The 8,673-nt window shown below is 46.5% G+C and carries 6 protein-coding genes and 1 tRNA gene; 3 read left to right on the forward strand and 4 right to left on the reverse strand.

Going from position 1 to position 8,673, the window contains the following annotated elements; all coding sequences use genetic code 11:
* Position 1 precedes the first annotated feature (1 nt).
* Complete coding sequence (locus G497_RS0106630; RefSeq protein ID WP_027187570.1) at positions 2 to 544, reverse strand: hypothetical protein; 543 nt, start codon at positions 542 to 544, stop codon at positions 2 to 4.
* A 391-nt stretch (positions 545 to 935) separates the two neighbouring features.
* Between G497_RS0106630 and G497_RS17095 the strand changes: the two genes are divergently transcribed.
* The 3 genes from G497_RS17095 (at position 936) to G497_RS20085 (ending at position 3,268) form a co-directional block, all read left to right on the forward strand.
* Positions 936 to 2,420 carry an ATP-binding protein gene (locus G497_RS17095; RefSeq protein ID WP_051257909.1) on the forward strand — a complete coding sequence of 495 codons (1,485 nt, stop codon included), beginning with the start codon at positions 936 to 938 and terminating at the stop codon, positions 2,418 to 2,420.
* A gap of 176 nt (positions 2,421 to 2,596) precedes the next feature.
* Positions 2,597 to 2,673: transfer RNA gene (locus tag G497_RS0106645), tRNA-Met, on the forward strand.
* 448 nt (positions 2,674 to 3,121) lie between these two features.
* On the forward strand, positions 3,122 to 3,268 hold the full coding sequence (locus G497_RS20085; protein ID WP_156907976.1) for a hypothetical protein: 147 nt from the start codon (positions 3,122 to 3,124) through the stop codon (positions 3,266 to 3,268).
* 110 nt (positions 3,269 to 3,378) lie between these two features.
* Here G497_RS20085 and G497_RS0106655 read toward each other — a convergent pair whose 3' ends face one another.
* The 3 genes from G497_RS0106655 to G497_RS17100 form a co-directional block, all read right to left on the reverse strand.
* Complete coding sequence (locus tag G497_RS0106655; protein ID WP_027187571.1) at positions 3,379 to 7,503, reverse strand: HigA family addiction module antitoxin; 4,125 nt, start codon at positions 7,501 to 7,503, stop codon at positions 3,379 to 3,381.
* Positions 7,504 to 7,710: 207 nt separating this feature from the next.
* A complete protein-coding gene (locus tag G497_RS0106660) occupies positions 7,711 to 8,064 on the reverse strand; it encodes a hypothetical protein (protein ID WP_027187572.1) in 354 nt (117 codons plus the stop codon).
* Between the two features lie 3 nt (positions 8,065 to 8,067).
* Complete coding sequence (locus tag G497_RS17100; RefSeq protein ID WP_051257910.1) at positions 8,068 to 8,607, reverse strand: hypothetical protein; 540 nt, start codon at positions 8,605 to 8,607, stop codon at positions 8,068 to 8,070.
* Positions 8,608 to 8,673: the final 66 nt, after the last annotated feature.

Here is an 8,673-nt window from a genome sequence, read left to right on the forward strand (position 1 = left end):
GCTACCTGGCACTCTCCATGTGTAATGAAGGCATGGTTGCCCCGGCAGGGGTGCTGCGCAGTGCCTGCAAGGCCAGGGCAATGCTTTCAGTATCAATGACAAATTCAGGAGCTTGGCGGTCTTCTTCTTCACTCCATGGGGCAAGAGCAAGGCGTTTTACCCCTTCCAAAAAGCCCAGCAAGGCAAAAAGAGGCAGTTCCGCAAGGCGAATGACCAGCATGCGTGTGCCTTCCTGTTCTTTGGCAAGGGGCAGTTGCCATGCCAGAAGGCGCAGTTCTGCAAGGTCCATGGCAATGTCTTCCAGCTCGTCAAACAGTTCGTCCAGGTCATCTTCTTCCGCTTGCGGAATGTCTTCTGTCAGGGCATGCAGGGCAGGTAATGCGTCATTCAGGGCTTCACCAAGTTCGCTGCACAGTTCTTCCAGGCTGGGAACGGGTGGCTCTGCCTGAAAGGAAGAAGGTTCTGCCAACAGGCGCACCACTTCGCTGGTAATGCGTGCGGCACCTTCAGCAAGGGCAGGCACAGTGGTAAGGGGAATAGTCATATGTTTCCTTATGGTTAGGTTGCATTGCGCGTTTGCTGTGGCTGTTGCCAGGCAAACGTTGTGGGGGTGATAAAAATTGGATTCGTTAAACTTTATAAAATATAGCCATAAAGCCCCAGTTTGCCAAGTGGCTGTTTTATGCTTTGCGCAGAAAAATCGCGGAGGGGTGAGGAATAAGCTGCCCATGGTCTTTCTTTATTTTATTTGTTATGGTAATTTTTCCAACGCAGGGCAAGGTCTTTTTCATCCTTGGCCATATGCTTGAACCCGTTTTTTTTACATAAAAAGGATTCGCAACGGCTTACGTGCCTACGGCCCCCATATGAAATCAGCCCCTTTGCAAGCAACCATTCCACCTAGAAAGCTCCCTTTTTGTAAAAGGGTGAAGCCTGTGCTGTGCTATACAATGTATGGCATCTTCTTTGGCTTTTGTTTTCCTTTGTTGGCATGGGCCTTTGATTTCTGGTATCATGGGTATTCCCCTTCATGGGACAACCTTGGGGCCATTCACCGCAACAACCCCATGCTGTATATGATTGATACAGCCCCGCTTTTTTTGGGGATTTTTGCTTTTGTTGCAGGGCGGCATAAGGCTGCCACGGAACGTTACAGCCTGCAATTGCAAGACATGGTGCTTAACCTTGAACACAAGGTGGACGAACGCACCGAAGAATTGCGCCACGCCAATACCCAGCTTGAAGAATCTGCCAACCAGGCGGCAGCCTTTGCCGAATCAAAAGCGGCTTTTTTGGCAAACATGAGCCATGAAATTCGTACCCCGCTTAACGCCATTATCGGCATGGCCACCATTGCCCAAAAACAGCTTGTTCCCCCGGTGGACACGGCCCGCATTGGGCAAAGCATTCGCCAAATTTTGACCTCTTCCGACCACCTGCTGCGGCTTATTAACAACATTCTGGACCTTTCCAAGCTGGACGCCGGGGAACTTACCCTGGCGGAAGACGCCTTTGGCCTTACTTCCATGCTGGAAGAAGCAGGCCTTATGCTGCTGCCCCGGTGCCAGGAAAAGCGCATTCACTTTGTGGTGGAAACAGAAGGGTGTGATGGCCTGTATGTGCGCAGCGACAGGCTGCGCCTGACCCAGGTGTTCATTAACCTTGCGGGCAATGCCATCAAGTTTACCCCGGAAGGGGGAACCATTCACCTTATGGCGCGTGTGCTGCACCTGCTAGAAGGCCAGGCGCAGGTGTATTTTGCTGTGCGCGATTCCGGCATTGGCATTAGTGAAGATAACATAAAGCAACTGTTCCAGCGCTTTAAGCAGGTGCAAAATGACCCTGTCTATAATGTGGGGGGCACAGGGCTTGGCCTTACCATTAGCCAGCGTATTATTGAACTTTTGGGCGGCAAAATTGAGGCTTCCAGCAAAGTGGGGCAGGGCAGCACCTTCTTCTTTACCATTCCTTTAGAAGTGGCAGAAGCCATGCACGAAGAAACGGTTGTGGCAGAAGTAGGCACCCCAGACTTGCACGGCAAGCGCATTCTGCTGGCAGACGATGTGGAAGTGAACCGGCTGATTGTGGAAGAACTGCTGGCCGACACAGGCGTAACCCTGGAAATGGCGGAAGACGGAAAGCAGGCCTTGCACATGTTTGAACAGTCTGCCCCCGGTTACTATGACCTGGTGTTTATGGACGTGCAAATGCCCCATATGGACGGTTATGAAGCCACACGGTGCATTCGTGCCCTAAGCCACCCAGACGCCGAGAACGTACCCATAATTGCCATGACAGCCAACGCCATGCGTGAAGATGCCCTGAAAGCGGAAACAAGCGGCATGAACGGGCACCTTTCCAAACCCATTGATTACCCCGCCATGCTGGCCCTGCTGCAACGGTACCTGGGCAAGAAATAGGGAAACGCTCCATGCTCTGCCTTTATGTTTTATCTGCGTAATTTTGCTCTATTTTTTATTTTCTTACGGGGAGAATATGAAACAGGATTATTCCACTCTTTTTTTCCATAACTTGAATATTTTTACTTTTTTCGCTTGACTTCTTTCACTGAAACCAATAGAACTACCTTTCTTGACGCGGGATGGAGCAGTTCGGTAGCTCGTCGGGCTCATAACCCGAAGGTCGTAGGTTCAAATCCTGCTCCCGCAACCAAGCAAATCAAGCCCTTACAGTGGAAACGCTGTAGGGGCTTTTTCTGTTTTCTAACCTATTTCTAACCACAGTGGGGGAATGGTGGAAGCGCTTGGCCTAGCATTGACGCGGTTTTCTGGGGGTGTACTGGGCTTGTGAGGAATCAGGAGAAGGGAAAGCCAAGGCGCGGTGAGCCTGAGTAGTGAGAGTCTGCTTGGGCCGTTGCTGTGTGTGGTAGTGACGTTCCTAACGAGATTCCTAACCTTTTCTAACCATTTTCTAACTGCCAACTTTCCCGCCTGTTTGAAACACTGACCTAGACGTGATGGAGAGTAAAACCATATCCGAGGCACCGCTCCATGCAAATGCTGGCCCGCTATAGCCACTTGCGGGCGCATAAGCTGGCAGACAGACTGGCAAGGAAGAAACGTGGGGAACAATAACCTATTCTTGTAGTAAGGGGGCAGCTATGATGGATTTTGACACTATGATTGACCACATTGAACAATTGCGGGCTGAGAATGACGCTGAAGATGCCTTGGATGAACAATGCCTACAGGCTCTTGTGGTGCAATATGGTGAAGAGCAGGGCCAAGCTTTGTTTGCGGAGAAGTAAGGCTTGTATGGCCCAGCCGCAATTAAAAGGGGTTACGATGGGTATATCTGTCGTAACCCCTTCTTGCTTCCCCACATAATCCCCCGCAGGCAGGGGGGGAATTACCTGGACTAGAACCTGCTTAATCGATGTCTTGTTGCGCTTTCAATATCTTCTTGTTCTGCTTGTTTTTCATAAGTTAGCGCCAAAGCATTAAGCAATTGTGAGGCAACAAAGGGATGTGTAATTTGTAATTGTTTTTCCCATCCTCGATATTTTTCTGCCAGGGTAAGTTCTTGAAGTCCTCCGTCTCTTGGGGAGCGCCATGTCACCCCCCGTGAATTGTAAGCCCCATTGAACATGCCGTTTATAATTTCTTTTGAATGTAATTTTTCCATGATATCTCGTATCTCTTCGCATGGCCATGCACCGTCTTTACCAGCCGAAGAGTGGGCAAGTAGTTTTCCAAGGCAAAGGTCACCTACACTACTTCTACCTTGCTCTTTGCATAGTGTTCTGACTGAATGTATCCACTTATTAAGCTTGTCAGCACTTGCATCCCCTGATGTATTGCAGCCAGGGATTTTTTTATAAAGATCTAATGTGCGGTGGGCGCGCTCTGCCATGCGCTCAATTTGTTCGTTAGTTAACTCTTCAATAACAGAATTTTGCTGCCTATCATCTGGTTTATATACCCATGAGACTAGTTGAGCAAAAAATTCAGGATGATTTTCAATGTAAAGTTCAAGCTGTGGGATTTTGTTTAATAGCTGTACATAGGCAAATTCTAGAGTAGCCATTTCATCGTGACTTATGATTCCAGAATTATTAAGAATACCAAAAGCTTTTTCTACATCATACTCCCTCAATAAGTATTCGCTTGTTCGCTCATCGTTACTTTTTGCGATGGCATCAAGTATATGATAGAGAAGGCGATGATCTATTTTTCCAACAACACAATGGATATAAGAAAATGCTGCACGAGGTCGTTTAGCCTGAAGCAAACAAGTGACGGCTTGATGAGTTTCTGCCGTAAAGTCTACAGCCAAGCTTGGGTAAACCTTACTCCAATACTCTTCATTGATGTCATTGGCGTATGATTTGACTATGTCCCACGTGGCCTTGCAAAAAGGAGATAATAATAAAAGTGGTGCAATTGATTTGATCTCACAACTTTCACTTAGCTGTTGAACTAGTTTATGCAATTGATTTTTATCAAGGGCATGGAGTATTCCCGATAGTAACCGCTTTTGTGGAAGAATGTTCTCTTGGTCTTCTATGATCGCTTTGAGCGTTAAGCTAGATAATAGTGTAATTTCTTTTGGCGAAAGAGTATTTTTTGCCAAAAGTCCTCCAACGAGTTCTGCACATTCTCCATGCTTAACCAAATCAAACAATCCGCAATTCCCTTTTTGGGCATAGACCTCTTTTAACGCCTCAATTCGTGCGTGTTGAACCCTTTCGTCACGCTTAGCAAAATTGTCATCATCTATTGCATTTTCGAGTTCGTCAGCAGATTCATCGACCCATATTTGTGTGAAAAGCCATTTATGCTTGTTGATAATATCCGTTGGTTCGAGCAAGGCATATGTATCCGCATCCAAGAAGGATTTTCCTTTCGCAGCAGTATTCTTTTTCATGCGCTTGACTGCACGCCGGGAAAGCATGTTTGTTCGTATCTTTTCACGTAGTAAGGCTTTCTCTTCATCTGTTGCGGACGTTATTGCCCAACTAGAAATAATTTTCCATATTTTTTTGCATGATTGCAGCGGGAAATTGGGCAAGCGCTCCACCAATTCGCAAAGCATAGTTACTGTGTATTGCTCCCAACTGGTAATCATAGACGCCACTTCGACTAAGAATTGTTGAACGTCTTTATTATTTGGCTCAATGAAGCCCATGCCTTCATCTCGCCAGCGATACCTATGTGTATAATTACCGATTTGACTGCCAAGACTAAACTGCTCAATGCAAATACGCCAAGCAACTTCTGGATTATTGCGCATTAGTATTTTGAGTAAAGTAATGCGCTCATTATTGGTTGCTGTCGTTTGAGGCATCCATGAACGAAAGATGTCAAGTAATGAGTTGATAGGCTTATTGACCCAATTATCATTGATTTCCGTCTGCGCAAGCTGAGTAAGTATTAATACAGACCTTGAAAATGTAGAAGGATTCCAGGCAAGACCCTCTAATGCCCATAGAATTCCCGTTCTCTTTGGGCTACTCCATAATCCATTGCTCGTGGGCAGCAGTAACCCATAGAGAGCAGGGGAGTCTGCTCTTAGGTCGTCTTCCAAAATAGATAAAAATGTTTCTGGCGCAGCTTCGGCATAAATGGGTAAGTCAGAATCATGGTTTTCAAGATTCTTTGTTGTTAAAGGTGTTTCGAGTAATTTGCGAATGAGATTGTTAATTGTAACATTTATATCCAGGTGGGCGTGTTGTTTGAATAATTTTCTTCCATAAACACCTAACATCGTTAATGTTTCAGCAACACCATTTCGAAACAACGATGAAAATTCACGCTTTTTACCATAGATAGATGCCAGCCAGCGGCGATCTTCTGGAAGTTCTAAGGCTGGATTTTCCTCGCCTAACACTAATTCAGCTATTTCAAAAAATCTATGAAGGTCATTCTCAGTAATCGATCCTGCAATGGTATGTAACAAATCTAGCTTGGAAACAACTCCCCGACTTGGCCCAATTGACCAAAGAGGGGCATCACTCATTTGGGAAAATTCGATACAATTTCTCTCAAGAGTGTCATAGGAGATGTCATTTGCCAAAAGTTCCAATGCTGCTTTATCCGCTTTATTTTTAGAGTCCCATGTTCCTGCAAACATAAATGGGATCAGGCGCGCTCTATATGCTTTGTCTGCTGCCCAGAGTGGACGCTGTATCGCTGCGACATTTGCTAGTTGCCGACGCAAAGTTGTTAAAGATCGACCAGACTTGTCTGCAAGTAACGATATTTCATGGTCTGATTTTCCAATAAGATTGAGTGAATTTGCAAAAGAGGCTGTACTTATTAAGTCTACAACTGCATTAAATGAAACTCTCGGAGTATTGCGAGGGTAAATAATAATGGAATGCATTTGCGAAGCATGTTGGGCAAGCTCGCTTTCAGCTTCTCTCGTGAATACTACTGGAATGAAAGGGCAAGCGCACTTTGCTAGTTTCCTAAGAGTATGAGGATCATCAAATATTACTATTCGGCTTCTATAGTTTGTGCCCTTGTTGTCCTCTTTAAGATTAAAAATTTCTGCCAAAAATCCAAGTGCTTCTTCTGGTGAGTCTGCACCAATATAAAATGGGTTATGAGGTGGCTTATCTAGATAGTCTAATGCCGCTTTTCTTGCCTCGGAAACGCTATGGGAGAAAAGTTCACGCGGTAAAGGTGGGGCACAAACATCTGCCCAATCTTTCCAGCACTGGTCAAGAGAGCGCACTTGATGTGCAGCTTGGCCAATTTCATTTGCAAGCCATGCTTGGGCGGGAATTGACTGTTCCAGCCATTGTTCAAGGTCACTAGCGTCATATGCACGTACATCTTTCCATATATTACGTTTAAACTGTTCGTCTTTCCAACGCTCTTTACCTGCCCAGCGGCGAGGAGTAACAAATATAAATGTGGTTTGTTTTTGTAGTTCTTCAGAGATTGCTTTAACGCTTTTATTAAAGTCACTAGTTGCTTTTGTTTTAATATCTACATTGGTACCAAATTCCCAACCAGAAATACCCTCAGGCACCCATGGTGTTGCCGTTTGAGCTTCAATATATCCATCCCATCCGGGGCGCTCTGCATCATCATTGCCGGGAAAGTTAGCCTTGGTTAGCTTTGAGCTAGTGGAGTGTACGAGAGTACGAATGAATACCGCTAGGCGAGATCTTGCTATAATATTGTGAGACGCCCACTCTTCAATAACATTTGCCTTTATTGACAAAAAAGGTGGAACGTAAGGAATGGCGGTTGTTGGTGCTTGTATTTGTCGGGCAAGATGTAAGTCGTATTGAGTTTGAAAGTCCATGAGGGCGTCTTGAGGTACATTGAATGCTTTTGCTAGCCGAGCTGCCATTTCAGGCGAAAGCATAGCATTGCCATTTAATAAATTAGATAAGGCAGGGCGGCTTACGCCAATTAGCTTGGCGGCCTCTGTAACAGACATTCCTGTAGGTATAATTTCTTGTTTTATACGAATTCCAGGATGGGCAAGATTCACTGCGCAGGATGTAATGATGTCGTTTTTTTTCATTGTACTCTCCAAATTGTTTGTGCCGTCCTAATATGTAGCGTGTAACGCTACACTTGTCAGCGCCTAATGAATTGCTTACCGCATATGCTATATATCATGGCTTAATTGTTGTATATTTCATGCTCTATCGTGTGTTTTGCTACCTCCCTAGCCCCATGCCCCTGCGTGGTGTTTGCACTTGTTCTCTCTCCGGCTCCCGTTTTTTCTCTACCTGCCTTGTAACAAGCTGTTCAACTTTACCAACAAGCCTTCCAAGTTCGTGTACAATTCGCTCAAGTGCTGCAATTGCTGTGCGTGTTCTTGTTGCTGCGCTGTAAGGCTGGTGTTTTGTTGTTCCAGCCTGTGCAGGGTGGTGGCCTGGTTGTTCAGGTGTATGGACTGTTGCGTCAGGGTGTTTTGCTGGGCTTCTATGGTTGAACTGTGCGCTGCCAGCGTATTCTGGCAATCCTGTATTGTTGTTCGCTGGGCTTCCAGCATGGTGCCTTGCCGGGTTTGTGTTTCCCGCAGTTCCTGTTCTATTGTCGTAAGGGATTGGGTGAGTAGGCGTTCCAGTTCTGTCATGGGTTATTTCCTCACTATGCTCCAGGCATCCCGTTTCTCTACGTTGCCAGCGTAGGTCAGTGTCCAGCCCTCCGGCGTGAGCAGGTAGCGTTTGTTGTCTTTGTCCTGAAAGGGCTCCAGCCCTTTGAATGTGGCCCAGAGTTGGGCTGTCTGCGCTTCCAAGGTTTCTTTCCGCTGTGAGAGAGCCGTTATTTCGTTGTGCAGTGAGGTTATTTTCATCTCTGCCAAAGCCATCAGCCCCCAACCGCTCAGGCCCACGCCCAGCAGAATGCTCAAGGTGATGAGCAGGGCTTGCAGGTTCTTCCACAGAAAGGCCCGGCTCAGGGTGCGGCACTGGCAGGTCAAGGTCTGCTCCAGCTTCCCAAGCTGGTGCAGGATAGCGGCCTCGGTTGTACTCAGCGCGTTTTGCGATGATTGCCGCAAGCTCTCGCTCAAGGCGCTGAATTGTTGCTGGGTCAGGTTCTCCATCTCTTGTCGTTCCTGCTCGGTCTTGGCCTTCAACCGTTCTGCCAGTGAGGTGAGTGAAGTTCCAGTGTTCGGCATACATGCCTCCTTTCAGGCGGAGCTTGATTGTGTTGGTATTTTCTTCAGTGTCAGAATTATTTTTTG

It is taken from the genome of Desulfovibrio cuneatus DSM 11391 (genome assembly GCF_000430005.1).
Lineage (GTDB): Bacteria > Desulfobacterota > Desulfovibrionia > Desulfovibrionales > Desulfovibrionaceae > Frigididesulfovibrio > Frigididesulfovibrio cuneatus.

Excerpts from the sequence above, each read along its gene's own strand:
- G497_RS0106630 (WP_027187570.1), bottom strand. The coding sequence starts at position 544 with ATGACTATTCCCCTTACCACTGTGCCTGCCCTTGCTGAAGGTGCCGCA.
- G497_RS20085 (WP_156907976.1), top strand. The coding sequence starts at position 3,122 with ATGATGGATTTTGACACTATGATTGACCACATTGAACAATTGCGGGCT.
- G497_RS0106655 (WP_027187571.1), bottom strand. The coding sequence starts at position 7,503 with ATGAAAAAAAACGACATCATTACATCCTGCGCAGTGAATCTTGCCCAT.
- G497_RS0106660 (WP_027187572.1), bottom strand. The coding sequence starts at position 8,064 with ATGACAGAACTGGAACGCCTACTCACCCAATCCCTTACGACAATAGAA.
- G497_RS17100 (WP_051257910.1), bottom strand. The coding sequence starts at position 8,607 with ATGCCGAACACTGGAACTTCACTCACCTCACTGGCAGAACGGTTGAAG.